The organism is Streptomyces sp. NPDC048484, from assembly GCF_040651415.1.
Taxonomy (GTDB): Bacteria; Actinomycetota; Actinomycetes; order Streptomycetales; family Streptomycetaceae; genus Streptomyces.
This window is the reverse complement of sequence record NZ_JBEZJY010000007.1, coordinates 31598-46980: the sequence shown is the minus strand read 5'-3', so window position 1 is coordinate 46980 and position 15383 is coordinate 31598. Positions and strand designations below refer to the sequence as shown.

Here is a 15383-nt window from a genome sequence, read left to right as displayed (position 1 = left end):
GCCCTTCGCAGATTCGACCCCGGGAGTTCCACCATGACCGCACACCGCAAGCTCATCCGCCGTACCGCCCTCGCCGCCACCACCGGCGTGGCCGCTCTCGTGCTCGCCGCCTGCGGCAGCGACGGCGGTCACGACATGGGGTCCATGGACTCCGACTCCAGCCCGTCGGCGTCCGCGTCCGCCTCGGCGGAAGCCGGTGCCCACAACGACGCGGACGTCTCCTTCGCCACGGGGATGATCCAGCACCACCGCCAGGCCGTCGAGATGGCCGAAATGGCCGCCGACCGTGCTTCGTCGCAGGAGGTCAAGGACCTGGCTACGAAGATCAAGGGTGCGCAGGACCCGGAGATCAAGACGATGTCCGGCTGGCTCACCTCGTGGGGCGAGGAGGTCCCCGCTGACATGTCCGGCATGGAGGGTCACGACATGTCGTCCGGCATGCCCAGCATGCCCGGCATGATGAGCAGCGGGGACATGGACAAGCTGGGGAAGGCGTCCGGCACCGAGTTCGACACGATGTTCCTCGACATGATGGTCCAGCACCACGAGGGCGCCGTCGACAGTGCCAAGACGGTGAAGGCCGACGGCAAGTACGGCCCCGCGACGAAGCTCGCGGACGACGTCATCACGGCCCAGACCGCTGAGATCAAGCAGATGAACAAGATGCTCGGCAAGAGCTGACACAGCGCCATGAAACGGTGGGGCGCCGGGGACTCACCCCGGCGCCCCACCGCTTTCGTGTTCGCCGCGAGGTGCCGTACCGACTGTTCGCAGTTGGTGAAGTACCTTTCCCGTCCCTGTGATTGGTCTCACGGGGTGGCGTACTCAGGCGCACATGGCTTGTTCACGCAGTGCTCCCATCGCTCCAACGCAAGAGGCTACGGTGGCCGGCGGACTCGCTCGCGAGCTGATCGTGGAGGCAGTTGCTCTTCACACCGGGATGCCGGCTGAGGTGGCTGCCGTGGTGGAGCGCGCCTGGTGGCCGGCGAAGGTCATCGACTCCGCGCTGCGGTCCTTCCTGGTGCCGGTCAAACCGCGCTGGTCCACCGAGCTGTTCGACGTCCCGGCCATGCTCCTGCCGCGCAGCCACGTCCTGGGCATCAGCAGGGAGCACGGGCGGCACTCGGCGGCTTCGCAGGTGCTGGTGCTGGTGCGGCCCGCACCTGTTTGGAAGGCCGTCGGGTTCCATCGGCTTCGGCTTACTCGTTCTTGGACGGGATCAGCCACAGGGCGATGACGGCGGAAAGCGCGGCCACGCCTGTTGCTGCGAGGAACGCGTCGTCGAAGCCGGAGGCGGCTCGGGTGCTGGTGCGGGCGGCGATGCTCGTGGCTGCGGCGCTGGAGACGGCCGCGGCGCCGACCGAAGCGCCGAACTCGTGGAAGGTGCTGACGATTCCGGAGGCCACGCCGGCCTCGTGGGGGGCGACCCTGCTCAGCGCGGTGGCCGAGGCGACGACGAACAAGGCGCCCAGTCCCGCCGAGGCGATGCTCACGCCGGTGACCATCGCGGTGGTTCCGGTCCAGAGCACCGGTACGAGGAATCCGGCGGCTGCGACAGTCAGGGCGACCGCAGCCAGCAGCCGGGCTCCCAGACGGCCGATCACTCGGCCGGCGGTCATAGCGGCGGCCGTGGTCAGCAGCGCCACCGGCAGGAACAACACGCCGGTCATCAGGGCACCGTGGCCCTGGTGGTTCTGGAGGTAGAAGGAGCCGAGGAAGAAGGCGCCCACCATCAGCGCCGTGGTGACGGCGATCACGAAGGTGCCCGCCACCACCGGGCGTCGGCCGAGCAGGCGAAGGTCCATCAACGGTGCCGCTGCCCGGCGTTGCCAGGCGGCGAAGGCGGTGTAAGAGGCTGCCGAGGTGGCGACCAGGACAACGGTGACGGCGTCGAGCCAGCCATGGTCCCCGGCACGGATCAGGGCGTAGATGAGGACGCCGGTCGCCACGGCGACCAGGGCGGCGCCGGGCACGTCGAGGGAGCCGGTGGCCACGCGGGGCAGCCTGGGCAGTATCCGGGCGAGCGAGACGAGGACGATCAGGCCGACGGGGACGTTGACGAAGAAGACCCAGGACCAGCCCGGACCTGCCGTGATCAGCCCGCCCAGCAGTACACCGAGGGCGGCGCCCCCGCCGCCGAGCGCCGACCAGATGCCCAGCGCGCGGTTACGCTCGTCGCCGTCGAACAGCCGCACCACCACGGACAGCGCGGCGGGCGACAGCATCGCGGCGCCCGCCCCCTGGGCGATACGGGCGGCGAGCAGCAGCGGGGCGCCGGTGGCGAGTCCGGCGGCCAGGGACGCGGCGGTGAACACGGCGAGCCCGGCCAGGACGACCCGCTTGGCGCCGAACAGGTCCGCGGCCCGGCCGCCGAGCAGCATCAGGCTCCCGAAGGTGAGGGCGTAGCCGCTGACCACCCAGGTCAGTGCGGCGCGGCCCAGGTCCAGTTCGGCACCCATGTGGGGGAGCGCGATCGCCACCACGGTGATGTCGAGGATCAGCATCAGCTGGGCCAGCCCCAGCAGGCCCAGCACCGGCCAGCGCAGCGGATGGGGTGCATCCGGTGCGTGTGTGGTGGTGGTTTCCGTGTCGCTCATGAAGCTCACCTCTCGCCTTGAAGCCGTACAGGTGTGTTCACGTTATAGGTATCGGGGGTGTAACCCAAACAGACATGTTCGCTTTATCTGGGTACTATGAGCGCATGGGCAGTAAGAGCACCACCAACACCAAGCGCGCCGACGCCCTGCGGAGCATCGAGGCGATCGAGCAGGCGGCGGCCGAATGCCTTGGACGGAACCCGGAGGCGAGCCTGAGCGAGATCGCGCGCGCCGCGGGCGTGGGCAGGGTGACGCTGTACGCGCACTTCACCTCCCGGGCGGAGGTTGTCGATGCGGCGATGAGCCGAGCCATCGACCGGGGCGACGAGGCGTTGGACGCGGTCGATCTGACCGGTGATCCGCTGCTCGCCCTGGCGCGTTACGTGGCGGCCGGCTGGTATCTGGTGGACCAGGCACGGTCGTTGCTCGTCGCCGCTCAGAAGGAACTCTCCGCGGGACGCATCCATGAGCTGCACAGTGGGCCCGCCGCCCGGGTCGAGACACTGGTCGCCCGAGGCCGCGCCGAGGGCGCCTTCCGTACGGACCTGCCGATCGCGTGGCTGGTCAATGTCCTGCACACGGTCATGCACAGCGCTGCGGAGGAGATCCGCGCCGGCCGTCTCACCTCCGACCGCGCCGCCGACCACATCACCGCCACGGTGCTCGCCGCCTTCACACCCCCCGGCCAACCGGTACCCGAGACCGGTGGTGGAGCGTGACGCCGACGGCCCTCGCGAAGAGCTCGGCACGGGAGGAGGCGTCAGCCGCCGGAGGCTGACGGCCGCGGCCAAGCGCGCCCGGCTGGTCGGAGGTGCTTCGAACGCTGGGGCGGTCGCGTGAGCGGTGCCCTGGTCCTGGACAGTGAGGGCCTGGCAAAGGCCGTACAGCCTGATCGGGACATCCATGAGTGGCTGACGGCGGCTCGCGACGCGGACCTGCCAGTGATCACCTCAGCCGCCGTCCTGGTCGAGGTGATCCACCCGAAGATCAACGACGCCGCACTGAAGTGGACCCTGTCCCGCCTGAATGCCGAGCCGGTGACCCAAACCGTTGCGCAATGTGCTGCCGCTCTGCTGCGTGCAGCGGGGCTGCACGGCCACAAGTACGCCATCGACGCCATGTTGTGCGCGACCGCCCTGCAGCATCCCGGCCGGGTGACGATCCTGACTTCGGACGTGGAAGACATCGGGCTGCTCACTGCCGAATATCCGCGCCTGAGCGCGGAGAAGGCCTGAGCCGAGGCGCCTTGCGGAGCCGGCGCTCGCTGTGGGCGGTCGCCATGAAGTGGTGTGTCTACGTGCCGACCTTGATCGTCCGGTCGCCGACGCCGTGCCAGTACGTGCGCCGCACCCACGGCGCCCGGCACGCACCCCTGCCGCACCGGGCCGCACCGGCCGAAGACCCAAGTACGGTCCAGTACGAGAGCCTTCGTCCGCCACTCCCCCAGCCTCCTGCCGGGGCTCCCAGGACACGCACCGAACACCGCGGGCACCGCACAGGACTCTTCTCCAACACCCCCTGGTGCCGCCTACGACGGCGCCCGCAACGCGTCGACCGGTTCCATCCGAGCCGCACGCAGGGACGGATAGAGGCCGGCCAGCAGGCCCACGAGGGCCCCGGCGAGCGGGGCGCCCAGAGCAAGGCGGAGGTCGAGGACCGGCGTCCACTGTTTGACCGCGGCGACGCTCACCACGACCGCGATGCCCAGGGCCGCGCCGACGATGCCGCCGAGCAGACCGATGGTCGTCGACTCCAGCAGGAACTGCTGGGCCACCTGACGGCGGGAGGCGCCCAGGGCACGGCGCAGGCCGATCTCACCGACCCGTTCCATCACCGTCACCAGGGTCACGTTGGCGATGCCGATCGCGCCCACGACCAGCGAGACCAGGCCGAGGACGAGGAAGAGACCGTTGACATCACTCTGGACACCGTCGCGGGCCTTCGACAGGTCGGGCGGAGCCACGACGGTGAGCGCGTCCTCGTGACCGGGCGCCAGCGCGATCGGGGCCTGGCGGGCCACCTGCCTGGCCGCGCCGAGCGCGGTGTTGACCAGGAACCGGCTGACCGTGCGCAGACCGACCCGGTCCGCGGCCGTGGTGGGCGGGAGCAGCACAGCGGCGGACAGTTGCTGCTCGCGCTTGATACCGCCGAGGATGCCGACGACGGTGTACGACTGGCCCTGGAAGAAGACCGCCGGGGAGTCCTCCACCCGCCGGATGCCGAGCAGCTTCGCGGCCTGGTCACCGAGCACCGCCACCTGGTCGTGCCGGGCGATGTTGCCGGCGTCGTAGAACCGCCCCGCGGTCATCTCACCGCGTACGGCGGCCGGTAGATCGGCCGAGGCGGCGACCACGGCCAGCGTCTGGGCGGAGGTGTCGCCGGGCGCGATCACGTCGTTGGACCGCACCTGGATGCTGTTGGCCGTGGCGGACTCCCCGACGGCGGCGACCGAGTCCACTCCGGCCAGCCGCCGCACCGCGTCGGTCCCCGACCACTCCACCAGCGGCCCGGTGTCCTCCGCGTCGGGCGCCATGGCAGGGACCTTCACGGTCACCGAGGTCGCGGTGAGCGCGTCGAACCGGCCGACGATCTGGTCGCCCGCGGTGGACGCCACCCCGATGGTGATGACGAGCGTGGTGATGCCGAGCACCGTGCCGAGCGTGGTCAGCGCGGACCGCACCGGGCGGGCCAGCACGCCCGCGAGGGCTTCCGTCCACAGATCCCGGGGATCCATCCAGGGGCGTTCGACACGGGTCGCGGTTGCCGCCGCCGCGCGTTTCACCCGGTCTCCAGGGTGAGGCGGCCGTCGGTGATACGGACCCGCCGGCCCGCCCGGCGGCTGACCGCCTCGTCGTGGGTGATCAGCACCAGAGTCATGCCCTGGGCGCACAGATCGTCGAAGAGTTCCAGTACGGAGAGAGTGTTCTCGCTGTCCAGGTTGCCGGTCGGCTCGTCGCACAGCAGCAGAGCGGGATCGCTGAGCAACGCCCGCGCGATGGCGACGCGCTGGCGCTCGCCGCCGGACAGCCGGTCGGGTCTGAATCCCGACCGGTGTCCGAGTCCGACCCGCTCCAGCGCCTCCCGGGCCCGGCCGAGGCGGCTGCCGCGCCCCCGTCCGGGGCGCGGTCTGCGGTAGGTCTCGGCAAGCATGACGTTCTCGTCCACGGTCCGGTACGGGAGGAGGTGGAAGGCCTGAAACACGAAACCGATCCGGCTGCCGCGCAGCGCGGTGCGCTCGCGGTCGCCGAGCCCGGTGGTCTCCACTCCGTCCAGCCGGTACGAGCCGGACGTGGGCCGGTCCAGCAGCCCGAGGGTGTTGAGCAGCGTGGACTTCCCTGAGCCGGACGGTCCGACGATGGAGAGGTGCTCCCCGCGTCGTACCGTCAGGCTCACCGCGCGCAGGGCGTGCACCGGCGGCTCGGAGTCGAAGGTCCGCTGCACGTCGGTGAGTTCGATGACGGCGTCCGGGTCGCCGCCTTCGGTGAACAGGGTGACGGGGGCGGCAGCGGCGGATCCGGGGATCACTCGCCCACCACCACTTGGTCGCCCCGTTTCAGCTTGCCGCCGTCCGGCTCGACCTCGACCACGCCTGCGGCGGAGAGCCCGACGGTGACGTGGACGTCGCTCACGCCGCCGGCGCGCTGGACCTGTACTCGGGCCTGTCCGTCGGACGCGGTGTGGACCGCGGCCAGCGGCACGGTCAGCACCTTGCCGTCCGAGGCGCCGATCTTGATGGTCACCTTCACCGACGCCCGGGCCTCACCGGCCAGCGGGCCGGGTTCGGGGATGGAGATCCGCATCTGGACCGGGGCCGAGGTGCCCCCGCCGGCCGCCGCACCGGAGGTATCGGTGGCCGCGGTGTCGCCCGTGCCCGTGCCGGTGCCTTCCGAGGTTTCCCCCTCGGACCCCTCGGACCCCTCGCCACCTCCCGACGTCGTCGGAGGCACGGCATCGGCGCCGATCGCGTTCACCGTGCCCGCGACCTTCTTGCCGTCGTTCGTGGTCAGCTCGGCGGCCATGCCCTTCTTCAGCAGCCGGGCGTCCGTACCGGGGACGACCGCCTGCACCGTCAGCCCGGAGCTGGTCACGGTGCCGATCTGGCCGGAGGCGGCGTCCCCCGCCTTGACGGACACCTTGTCCAGCCGTACGGGCAGCTCCGGGAAGAAGACGACCTCGCCGGCCGGGACCTTCGTTCCGTAGGAGGCCTGGAAGGTGCTGAGGGCGGCGTTCGCCATGTTCAGCGACTTCTGCGCGGACTCGCGCTGCAGCCTCCGTACCTCCTTGTCGGTACTGGACTCCCCGCCCGCCGTGGCCGAGCTGCTCTGCGTTCCCGTCTCAGTGCCGGTCTCAGCGCCGGTTTCCGTGTCCTTGGCGCCCGTCCCCGTCCCCGCCCCTGACTCGGATCCGGTGGCGGTGTCGTCGTTCACGGTGAGGAGCGCCTGCTGCGCGGAGGACACCGACTGCTGCAACTCGCCCAGCTGCTGCTGATCGTCCGGGCTCGGCTGCTGCGCCTGGTGCCCCTTGCTCTGGTACCAGTTGGTCACCGACGCAGCGGTGCCCTGGCCGAAGGTGCCGCTGACCGCCCCGGGATCGAAGCCGAGCCGCCGCAGCGCCTTCTGGAGCTGCTTCACATCGTCGCCGGTGGCACCGGGACCCAGCGGGCGGTACATCGGCACGGGCCCGCTCAGCGCGAGCACCGGACGGCCGTTGACCGTCATCAGCACGTCGCCTTCCTTCACCTTCGTACCGGCGACCGGTGGCTTGGTGACCCGCTGCTCGGCACCCTCGCCGGCCGCAGCCGCGGCCGCGGCCGTACCGGTACCCACGGAACCGGCCAGCGAGAGCGGCCGCGGCGAGGCGAACTCGACGGAACCCGTCGACACCACGGTCGCGGTGAGGGCCTGCCGCTGCACCTTCACGGTCACCGGGCCGGCCTTCGGTGCCTGGTGCGCGGCGGCTGCGTCGGCCGGGGAGTGCACCTGCGTACCGGCGAACCAGCCGCCGGCGCCGACCAGGAACACCGCGCCGACCAGGGCGCCCAGCTGTTTGCGGCTCGAGAGACGGCTCACTGGCCGTCTCCCCAGTACGGGTGGGCCTTCTCCTTCGGGAAGTACGCGGCCCGGAACTTCTTGCCGCACTCCAGGTCCTTCAGGGAGACGTCGATGTCCTTGGTGAGCAGCGGCAGCGCCTCCGCCTTGGTCAGGCTCCTGTGGTCCTCCGGCAACTGGTTGGCGAGGTCGAGCCGCACCATGTCCGCCATGCCGGTCGGCTGGGTGGTGCTGACCGGGATGCCCTGCGCCTTCAGGCAGGACGCGAACTTCTGGGCGAGCTGGATCAGTTGGGCGTCACCGTTGAGCGCGAGCCCGTTCGTACGGTTCTCTTCGTTCCTGGCGTTCTGCGCCTTCTTCTCGGCAGCGGCGCTGAGCGGAGGTCCGTACGCCTTGGTGTGTCCCACCAGATAGCATCCGCCGTCCTTCTCCTCCGCCTTGGTCTTGGCCGGCGGGCCGTTCAGCGCGACCTCGTAGGCCGTCAACTGGGCGGGGGTCATCCCCTTCTGGTCGTCGTCGGGAGGAGTGACGACCTTGCCCTCGATCTTTCCCCCCGCGTTGCTGCCGGGGGCGTTGGTGTCGTCGGGGTAGACGGTGGCGGCGTAGGTGCCGAACCCGTACTTCTGCCGCTCCTTCTTCTCCGCCGCGTAGTCCTGCCCGTCCCCGCTGCCGGCCGCGCTGTCGGTCGCGCCCGACCCGACGTGCGGTGTGTAGGCGAAGCCCTGCTTCTTCATGCAGGCCGCGATCCCGTTCTCCATGATGTAGAGCTTCTTGGTTTCGGCGTCCGTGCCCTCCGGGACGTTGAGCTGTGTGGCCCCGTTGACCGTCTTCGTGCTGCTGCCCGCCGCGGAGCCGCCGTCCTTGCCGTCGTCACTGGAACCGCCGCAGGCGGCCAGGGCCGGGAGCATGCTGACCGCCAGTGCTGCGATCAGCGAGTTACGCAGAGTATATTTTGGCATGCCCATGCCACCTCTCTGTTCAGGTTGTGTCATTGGTCGTCAGTCGTGAGTCGTGAGTCGTCGTCAGTCGTTGTCTGCCGGTGCCGGTGCCGTTCGGCGGCCCGGCTCATGGGCTCAGCTGTCGGTCTCCTTCACCGCGTCGAAGAGCCGGGTATCCGTGGCCAGCCGGTACAGCTCATAAGGATCCGGAGCCGAGCCGTCCTCGCCTTCACCCGTCTCGGACCGGCTCAGGACCACCTGCACCGTCCACCCGCCCGCGGTCACATACGCCACACCCCGCGCATACGCATCGTCCCCGGCCGTCCTGGGCGCGGGCAGCGTCCGCGCCAGCACGAAGTACTCCAGCAGGCGATCTCCCAGCTTGGTCTCAACGACGCTGCACTTCGTCAGCTCACCGCCCCAGGGGGTCGTGAGCACGCGCCCGCCACCTCCCCAGCACGCCAGGTCCTTCGACGGGCGCGGAGACAGGCCGGCGGTGGTCCGCGCGACCGACACGTACAGGTCACTCACGCCGCCCGCGGGGTCGAGCAGATGGAAGTACCGCTGCGACCCGTCAACCCCGTCAGCCTTGTCGGACCTCGACGCCTGGACCGTGCCGAGGCGCGCCGGAACGACCGAGCGCAGCAGCGCCAGCGACGGATACCAGACCGTCCGCTCCGCGGCCGGCAGGGAGCGCCCCTGCGATGGCGTCGGCGCGAGCAGCGTCACCCCGCCGAACGCCACGGCCGCCACCGTCGCCACGGCGCCGAGCGCCGTACCGATCCGGCGCCGACGGCGGATCCGCCTGCCCCGCGTGACCGCGGCCGGCACCAGATCCGGCATCGGCGGCTCCGCACCCGCCCGCAACTCGCCCAGAGCTTCGACCAGGGCGAGCTCGTGCTCACCACCGGCCCCGCCCACGCCTCCAGCCATACCGCTCACCACTCCGCCGTCAGATAGCCGGTTTCCGAATCCCTGCCCGTGCCGCCCCCGGACGGCACCGCGAGCGCCGTGTCCCCCAGAACGCGGCGCAGCGTTGCCAGCCCCCGGGAGGTCTGGCTCTTCACCGTGCCGACACTGCAGCCCAGCGCCGCCGCGGTCGCCTCCACGCTCTGGTCCTCCCAGAACCGCAGGACCAGCACCGCACGGCTGCGCGCCGGCACCTTGCGCAAGGCGTCCAGCAGCGTCACCCGCAGCGCCGGGTCCGTCGCCGGGGCGACGATGTCGAAGTCGTACGCGCCCGGCCGCTCCCACCAGCGCCGCCGCCGGGTCTCGTCCACGAAGGTCCGAAACAGCACCTTGCGGGCGTACGCGTCCGGAGCCTCATGCCTGCGTACCCGGCGCCACACCGCGTACAGCTTGGCCAGGGCCGTCTGCGTGAGGTCCTCGGCCAAGTGCCAGTCGCCGCACAGCAGGTACGCCGTACGGCGCAGCTGAGCCTGGCGGCTACGGGCGAACTCGTCGAAACCGAGGCCGTCCTCGACGCCCCCGGCGTCGTCGCGGACGTCCGGCAGCCGGCTCACAGACCGCCTCCGCCCGGCACCGCGACGGCACACGGTGAGAAGTGCTTCATGCCTACTGAACGGACCAGGCCGACCGTTAGGTTGTCATCGATCCGAAAAAACTTTCCGAACCCCCGAGCAGGGTGCGCGACTTGGCGTACGGAACTCCGGCACCCGCCTCCCAGGAGGCGGGTGCCGGACCGCGATCTCCCCGCAGCGCCCGGCAGCACCCAGGCTCCGCCCCGAACCCTTACCCGACTGCGGCGGGTTGAGGGTGTTCCCTGGTCGGTGAATCGGATGAAGGATTGGCGAGACATCGTGACCCGCTACGACAAAACGCCCGAGACCTACCTCGCCGGACTCCGGATGTGGTGCGCGCTCCGCCCATAGGTCTAGACAACAAGAAACCCCCGGGTCAATGACCTGGGGGTTTGCATGGAGCGGGTGACGAGAATCGAACTCGCACTCTCAGCTTGGGAAGCCATGGCGCTTGGATGGGCTCTATGGGGCTGACCTGTGAGGACACCCTTTCTGGTGGAGGGCTGTCCGGTCGGATCGCACCGCTGTTGACCGTGGTTGTCTGCTCTTATGGGCACGCTGTGGGCACGGACGCCACCAGCAGCCGGGCCGTAGGTGCGTATGACGCTTCCGCCGAGCGGACTGCATCGTCTCTCGGGCTGATCTGGAGCGTCCGTCGCGACTGCGCACACCGGAGCCGACGCCCAGACGTGGACCCACGAATGTTGGTGACGTATTCTTCTATGTACATCACCAACATCGGTGGGAGGTGCGGTATGTCTGTGACCCAGATCGACATCGACGACGACGCCCTGGAACGCGCCATGGCCCTGTCCAAGGTCAGGACCAAGAAAGAAGCAGTCAATCTCGCTCTGCACTTCTACGCCGAGCAGCAGGAGCGTGCGGCGCGCATAAGCCGTCACTTCGAGCGTGCGCGTGAGTGGGGTGCCGTCGAGGACGCCGAGCTCCTGCATCGGGCGGAGAAGCACAGCCGGTGATCTACTTGCTCGACACGTCCGGCCTGGTCCGGATGCTCCGCGATCCAAAGCTGCAATCGGCCTGGTACGACGCGATCGATGCCGGGGCTATCGCATCCTGCTACGTGCAGCGCGCCGAGTTTCTTCACAGCGCCCGGAACGGACGCGAGTACGACGAGATCACGGAGATGTTCACCGATCTCTATCCCGACGCGGCGGTGCCGAAGAACGCAGGGCGCTGGATCAGTGCGGTGCAACACCGTATGGCCCAGGCAGGGGAGCATCGCAGTGCCTCGGCGGTGGACCTCGTCATCGCCGCCACCGCGGCCCATCACGGGCTGGCTGTCCTCCATGACGATGCCGACTACCGCGCTATCGCCCGTCATGCATCCGACCTGAGCGAGCACAACGTCCACGACATCGCCTGAGGTGACTGCGCCGCCCTACAGGTTGTAGACGGGGAAGTTTCCGAATAGGTGGCCGAGCGTTCCCGTGCGATGTGACCCAGCTCGGCCGTCGGCGACACTCGGAACGGAGTGCGGTACCGGCCCCAGCCACTCGTTCGCGGGCTCGGCCGGACAGTGTGAGTGATGTTCCTCTATGCGCTGGTCGCCTTGGGCACGGAACACCCTGGCTGCCCGGACACGGACGTCACGGGCCCGTATGGCGGCCGACTCTCCGCTCGGTGATGTGCAGGTCGCGTCCTGCCTGGTAGACGTGGGAGTTTCCGGTCGCGTGGGCCGAGATGCGCACCGAGCCTATGGACGACTGCTCACCGGGAGGAAGGAGCTCGCGAGCTTCGCGCAGAACCCGCTCCAGGGCTGGTGCCGCGGCGGGGTCGGTCGCCAGGAGAAGCATCACCCGTCCTTGCCACTCGTCGGCCAACCTGTCCTCTGCCCGGCCTTCACCCTCACTGGCGAGGACGACCTGCTCCCGCGTCTCGTGGAGAGCGGCCTCGACGTCCTTGGCGTCGGCCGGCCGGAAACGCCGCCACAGCGCGACAACCCGGTCGCGCGTCGCGCTCCACGCCTCTGTGGCCATCAGTGCGACCACGGTCGTGCCGGCGGTCTGCGTGAACTGCACCAACTGCGGATCCATTCGCTCCCCCGGTCGCGACGTTCCCCCTGCGGCAGGCACATGGCTGAACACCCGTGCGCTCAGGGAAAATCCTATGGCTTCTCCCCTCATATTCGCCGTCATACCTACAAGTTGACCTGATCATTCGGAGTGCGGCGCATGCGCCGTCTCCTCAGTTCGAGTGCCGAGAGACGGTCTCCTGCGGCCTCCAACGATTCCTCCAGCACCTCGAAAGCGTCGAGGCATTCGCGCCGCAGGTTCGCCGGAAGGGTGACGGGGAGTCTTGAATAGATCGCGAGCGCTTCGTTGATCTTGTCCGGCACCCCACCCGGATTCCTCCGTCCTTCCACGCGTATCAGGGCGGCTCCGCAGAGGAAACGGACGAGTGCGACCTCCAAGGGCACGACACCGAGTGTGGCCCGGGGACGGATAAGGTCGGCCGCAAGGTCTGCCGCCGAGCATGCCTCGTCCCATTGGTCGGCTCCGCCCCGTGCGACTGCGAGGTTGTACGTTGCAATAGCCAGAGCGGGCCGGTATTCATGACTGCCTCTGTCGACCCGGCGTTGGTCCAGCGCGACCAGTTCCTCGGCGATGGGTACCAACTTCTTCCGATGCCCCAACTCCCGGTAGCGCGCGAAGAGGTAGTGGAGTTGGCCTTTCAGCATGGGTTCAAAGCGGTCGGGCACGATCCTGGCGAGTTTCCTTTCGATCGCGGCGGATTCCTCCAGGGATGCAAGTGCCTCGTCCGTCCGGCCTGTTCTCCACAGGGCCCTGCCGAAGGTGTCAAGGGCATTGGAGAGTACCGGAGAGTAAACGGTTCCCTGGGCCTCGGCCAAGCGTCTGCGGAGGTTGAGGGACTCCTCCGCAGCATCGAGAGCGAGAGCATCGCTGCCCCAGGCGGCGGCTGCTCGGCTGAGGGTCGCCAGCGCCGTGGCGAGTGCCCCGGTATAAGTGTTCGGGTCGGTCTCGTCGAGGTCCCTCAGGATGCGGACTGCTTCGTCGGCGGGAGCCAGTGCTTCCGACGCCCTGTCCAGGTGTACGGCCAGACAGTTTCCGACGTTGCTGAGTGCGACGGCCAGCCGGAGTTCGAACTCGCCAGGAGCATGGCGAGCGAGGCTCCGATAGTGGGATACCGCCTCCCGTGCGACATCCAGAGCAGCCTGATTCGCCCTGGTCAAGGAGAGGTATTCGGAGAGATTGGACAGAGCGCCGGCGAGATGGGTGCGGCAGTCCTCCGCACCGTCTGCCATGAGCCGTCGGAGAAGAGCGACGGCCGCCGCACCATAGTCGACGGCTTCCGCATAGCTGCCGTTCTCACCGAGTGCTGCGCTCAACGCGGCGTTCACGAGCGCCCGTTGATCGTCACGGAAGAGGTACGCCCTGTTCGACAGCCAGGTGAGGAGGGCGACGTAGCCGGCATTGAGGTCGACGGGACGGCGCTCCACGAGAAGCTCGTACAAGTCGAGTACCAGCACGTCGTCGAGGTTGTGCAGTTCGGTGAGGGCGATGATCGCGGCGCTCCCCGCCTCCAGGCAGATCTCGGGGTGTTCGCGTAACAGGGGGAGGAGGTGTTCGCGTGCGACATGGGGCCATCGCTTGGCCGTCTCGGCCAGTGTGGTGAGTGCGGTACGTGTCCAGGGGGTGCCGCCTGGTTTCAGGAGAAGACCGAGTGCCTGAGCGCTCCACGGGTCCGCCGGGAACGCGCAGTCGTGCCCTGGGGTCATCAGCGCCAGGAAGTCCTCGTTGAGCCGGTCCGGGTAGAGGGGTTCGAGTACGGAGTCCGCTCGGCTCGGTGCGTAGCACACCGCGTGGCCCTTGATGAGCCTTCCCGGATGCTCCCACAACTCGACGGGGGCGGCCTGGAGAGCTGCTGTCCCGTCCGCGTACGACAACGGCCCCGTCAGCGCCGCGATGTACATGACCTGGGACATCGCGTTCGGGTCGGCCTTGAGCAGGCCACGTTCGTGTAGACGCGCCCAATGGTCGCGCTCGCGTGCCAGGAGGTAGGCCGAGAGCTTGTCGGGGTCGTCGGGTGCGGTGCTGTCCTGCACGGCCGCGAGGATGTTGGCGAGGGCGGACATGTGCAACGTCAGCGCTTGGTCGTAGGCGCTGTGGTCCTGGAGGCCGGAAGGGGGGCGAGGGAGGAGCGCGGCGGGGGCCTCGAGAGCGGCGGCGAAATGACGGACGGCCTTGGAGAAGAGGGGCGCTCGGTCCGACGGCCGACTGACGAGAGGTTCGAGCCGGAGCGCTTCCGGCACCATGTCGAAATTTCTGATGACACGAGATTCGAGCATCTGCCACCACGTACCCGCTGACCGCGCCAGCAGCAATATCAACACCGGTGCTGCTTCGGGGGAGGGCATGTCGTGGATGAGCCGGATCAGATCATCGGTGTCCCACTCTTGGGCGTAGTCGACCACGATCAGCGTCCCTGAGGTGGTTCCAACCGGCGCGATCTCCGGTGCGGGACCAGTACCAGTCGAGGAGTAAGGCCGCGGCACCGCGTGAAAGACGCTCCACCCTTCCTGCTGCCATATCTGGGCGGCCTGAGCGGCCAGCCGCGTCTTGCCCTGTCCCCCTGGCCCATGAATGAGCCGCAACGCGGCGTGCGGGCGTCCTCGACAGTTGTCCCGCCAAGAGCGCAGGGTGTCCAATTCGGTCTCCCGGCCGACGAAATCGACGATCTCCTGCCTGGCTCGGAGCAACCGGCTGGGCTGAGCGCGCGCCTCCTCGGCCGACAACGCCTGCGAGGACGACGGCCACATCCTGAGCTCGTACGGCGCGCTCTCACCGTGCATCACCACATCTCCGCCCGCTTGCACGATACGCGCGAAGTCCGAGGCCGACGCGTACTGCTCCACTGCAACACTCCGGGGTACGAGGGGGAGATCCGCAGATGTCACGGCATCCGTGGGCGCTGAGCACGGTACCGGTAAGTGAGTGACTCAGTGGTGGCCTATTTCCCCGGTGGGGACGGCAGTCCGCGGAGCGCGGCGCCAGGCTCATGCAGTCGCCGATCTCCCGTACCCGTTTCCACTCTGCAGCTTTTGACGCCGGACATGCCTTGCCTAAACGGTCAGGCACGACACTCAGGGACGCGACTGCTTGCGAGGTCCGGCCCTCCTGGGCATCAGACGGCCCCGCCGAATGCGCGAAGGACTTCTGGTGCGGTGCCTCTCGCCCATCGGTCTGGACAACAAGAAACCCCCGGGTCAATGACCTGGGG

At 69.0% G+C, this 15383-nt stretch carries 15 protein-coding genes; 5 read left to right on the top strand and 10 right to left on the bottom strand.

What is annotated here, in order from left to right:
• The first annotated feature begins 33 nt into the window (after positions 1 to 33).
• Positions 34 to 681 carry a DUF305 domain-containing protein gene (locus AB0D14_RS08995; protein ID WP_362776281.1) on the top strand — a complete coding sequence of 216 codons (648 nt, stop codon included), beginning with the start codon at positions 34 to 36 and terminating at the stop codon, positions 679 to 681.
• A gap of 249 nt (positions 682 to 930) precedes the next feature.
• On the opposite strand, the gene AB0D14_RS08990 is transcribed toward AB0D14_RS08995, so the two are convergent.
• Together AB0D14_RS08990 and AB0D14_RS08985 are read right to left on the bottom strand one after the other, a co-directional pair.
• A complete protein-coding gene (locus tag AB0D14_RS08990) occupies positions 931 to 1101 on the bottom strand; it encodes a hypothetical protein (protein WP_362776279.1) in 171 nt (56 codons plus the stop codon).
• Positions 1102 to 1199: 98 nt separating this feature from the next.
• Positions 1200 to 2597 carry an MFS transporter gene (locus AB0D14_RS08985; protein ID WP_362776278.1) on the bottom strand — a complete coding sequence of 466 codons (1398 nt, stop codon included), beginning with the start codon at positions 2595 to 2597 and terminating at the stop codon, positions 1200 to 1202.
• 104 nt (positions 2598 to 2701) lie between these two features.
• Between AB0D14_RS08985 and AB0D14_RS08980 the strand changes: the two genes are divergently transcribed.
• Positions 2702 to 3316, top strand: coding sequence for a TetR/AcrR family transcriptional regulator (locus AB0D14_RS08980; RefSeq protein WP_362776276.1), 615 nt, complete (start codon positions 2702 to 2704; stop codon positions 3314 to 3316).
• Between the two features lie 117 nt (positions 3317 to 3433).
• Positions 3434 to 3832 carry a PIN domain-containing protein gene (locus AB0D14_RS08975; RefSeq protein ID WP_362776274.1) on the top strand — a complete coding sequence of 133 codons (399 nt, stop codon included), beginning with the start codon at positions 3434 to 3436 and terminating at the stop codon, positions 3830 to 3832.
• Between the two features lie 293 nt (positions 3833 to 4125).
• Here AB0D14_RS08975 and AB0D14_RS08970 read toward each other — a convergent pair whose 3' ends face one another.
• The 6 genes from AB0D14_RS08970 to AB0D14_RS08945 form a co-directional block, all read right to left on the bottom strand.
• Complete coding sequence (locus AB0D14_RS08970; RefSeq protein WP_362776273.1) at positions 4126 to 5379, bottom strand: ABC transporter permease; 1254 nt, start codon at positions 5377 to 5379, stop codon at positions 4126 to 4128.
• Complete coding sequence (locus tag AB0D14_RS08965) at positions 5376 to 6038, bottom strand: ABC transporter ATP-binding protein (protein ID WP_362776595.1); 663 nt, start codon at positions 6036 to 6038, stop codon at positions 5376 to 5378. Before AB0D14_RS08965 ends, AB0D14_RS08970 begins: the two co-directional genes overlap by 4 nt.
• Positions 6039 to 6118: 80 nt before the next feature.
• Complete coding sequence (locus AB0D14_RS08960; RefSeq protein WP_362776272.1) at positions 6119 to 7666, bottom strand: peptidoglycan-binding domain-containing protein; 1548 nt, start codon at positions 7664 to 7666, stop codon at positions 6119 to 6121.
• Positions 7663 to 8604, bottom strand: coding sequence for a hypothetical protein (locus AB0D14_RS08955; RefSeq protein ID WP_362776270.1), 942 nt, complete (start codon positions 8602 to 8604; stop codon positions 7663 to 7665). The genes AB0D14_RS08960 and AB0D14_RS08955 overlap by 4 nt, the downstream gene beginning before the upstream one ends.
• Positions 8605 to 8718: 114 nt before the next feature.
• Positions 8719 to 9516 carry a hypothetical protein gene (locus tag AB0D14_RS08950; RefSeq protein WP_362776268.1) on the bottom strand — a complete coding sequence of 266 codons (798 nt, stop codon included), beginning with the start codon at positions 9514 to 9516 and terminating at the stop codon, positions 8719 to 8721.
• A 5-nt stretch (positions 9517 to 9521) separates the two neighbouring features.
• Complete coding sequence (locus AB0D14_RS08945; protein WP_362776267.1) at positions 9522 to 10106, bottom strand: SigE family RNA polymerase sigma factor; 585 nt, start codon at positions 10104 to 10106, stop codon at positions 9522 to 9524.
• A 773-nt stretch (positions 10107 to 10879) separates the two neighbouring features.
• Between AB0D14_RS08945 and AB0D14_RS08940 the strand changes: the two genes are divergently transcribed.
• Both AB0D14_RS08940 and AB0D14_RS08935 read left to right on the top strand, forming a co-directional pair.
• Positions 10880 to 11101, top strand: coding sequence for a type II toxin-antitoxin system VapB family antitoxin (locus AB0D14_RS08940; RefSeq protein WP_362776265.1), 222 nt, complete (start codon positions 10880 to 10882; stop codon positions 11099 to 11101).
• Positions 11098 to 11508 carry a PIN domain-containing protein gene (locus AB0D14_RS08935; RefSeq protein ID WP_362776264.1) on the top strand — a complete coding sequence of 137 codons (411 nt, stop codon included), beginning with the start codon at positions 11098 to 11100 and terminating at the stop codon, positions 11506 to 11508. Before AB0D14_RS08940 ends, AB0D14_RS08935 begins: the two co-directional genes overlap by 4 nt.
• A gap of 223 nt (positions 11509 to 11731) precedes the next feature.
• Here the strand turns inward: AB0D14_RS08935 and AB0D14_RS08930 are convergent, their stop codons facing one another.
• On the bottom strand, positions 11732 to 12178 hold the full coding sequence (locus tag AB0D14_RS08930) for a hypothetical protein (RefSeq protein ID WP_362776263.1): 447 nt from the start codon (positions 12176 to 12178) through the stop codon (positions 11732 to 11734).
• A 104-nt stretch (positions 12179 to 12282) separates the two neighbouring features.
• A complete protein-coding gene (locus AB0D14_RS08925) occupies positions 12283 to 15018 on the bottom strand; it encodes a hypothetical protein (protein WP_362776261.1) in 2736 nt (911 codons plus the stop codon).
• Positions 15019 to 15383 lie beyond the last annotated feature (365 nt).

Bases quoted from the DNA above. Each gene is read 5' to 3' on its own strand.
- AB0D14_RS08985 (WP_362776278.1), bottom strand. From the start codon at position 2,597: ATGAGCGACACGGAAACCACCACCACACACGCACCGGATGCACCCCAT.
- AB0D14_RS08990 (WP_362776279.1), bottom strand. From the start codon at position 1,101: ATGCCCAGGACGTGGCTGCGCGGCAGGAGCATGGCCGGGACGTCGAAC.
- AB0D14_RS08980 (WP_362776276.1), top strand. From the start codon at position 2,702: ATGGGCAGTAAGAGCACCACCAACACCAAGCGCGCCGACGCCCTGCGG.
- AB0D14_RS08930 (WP_362776263.1), bottom strand. From the start codon at position 12,178: ATGGATCCGCAGTTGGTGCAGTTCACGCAGACCGCCGGCACGACCGTG.
- AB0D14_RS08940 (WP_362776265.1), top strand. From the start codon at position 10,880: ATGTCTGTGACCCAGATCGACATCGACGACGACGCCCTGGAACGCGCC.
- AB0D14_RS08950 (WP_362776268.1), bottom strand. From the start codon at position 9,516: ATGGCTGGAGGCGTGGGCGGGGCCGGTGGTGAGCACGAGCTCGCCCTG.
- AB0D14_RS08995 (WP_362776281.1), top strand. From the start codon at position 34: ATGACCGCACACCGCAAGCTCATCCGCCGTACCGCCCTCGCCGCCACC.
- AB0D14_RS08955 (WP_362776270.1), bottom strand. From the start codon at position 8,604: ATGCCAAAATATACTCTGCGTAACTCGCTGATCGCAGCACTGGCGGTC.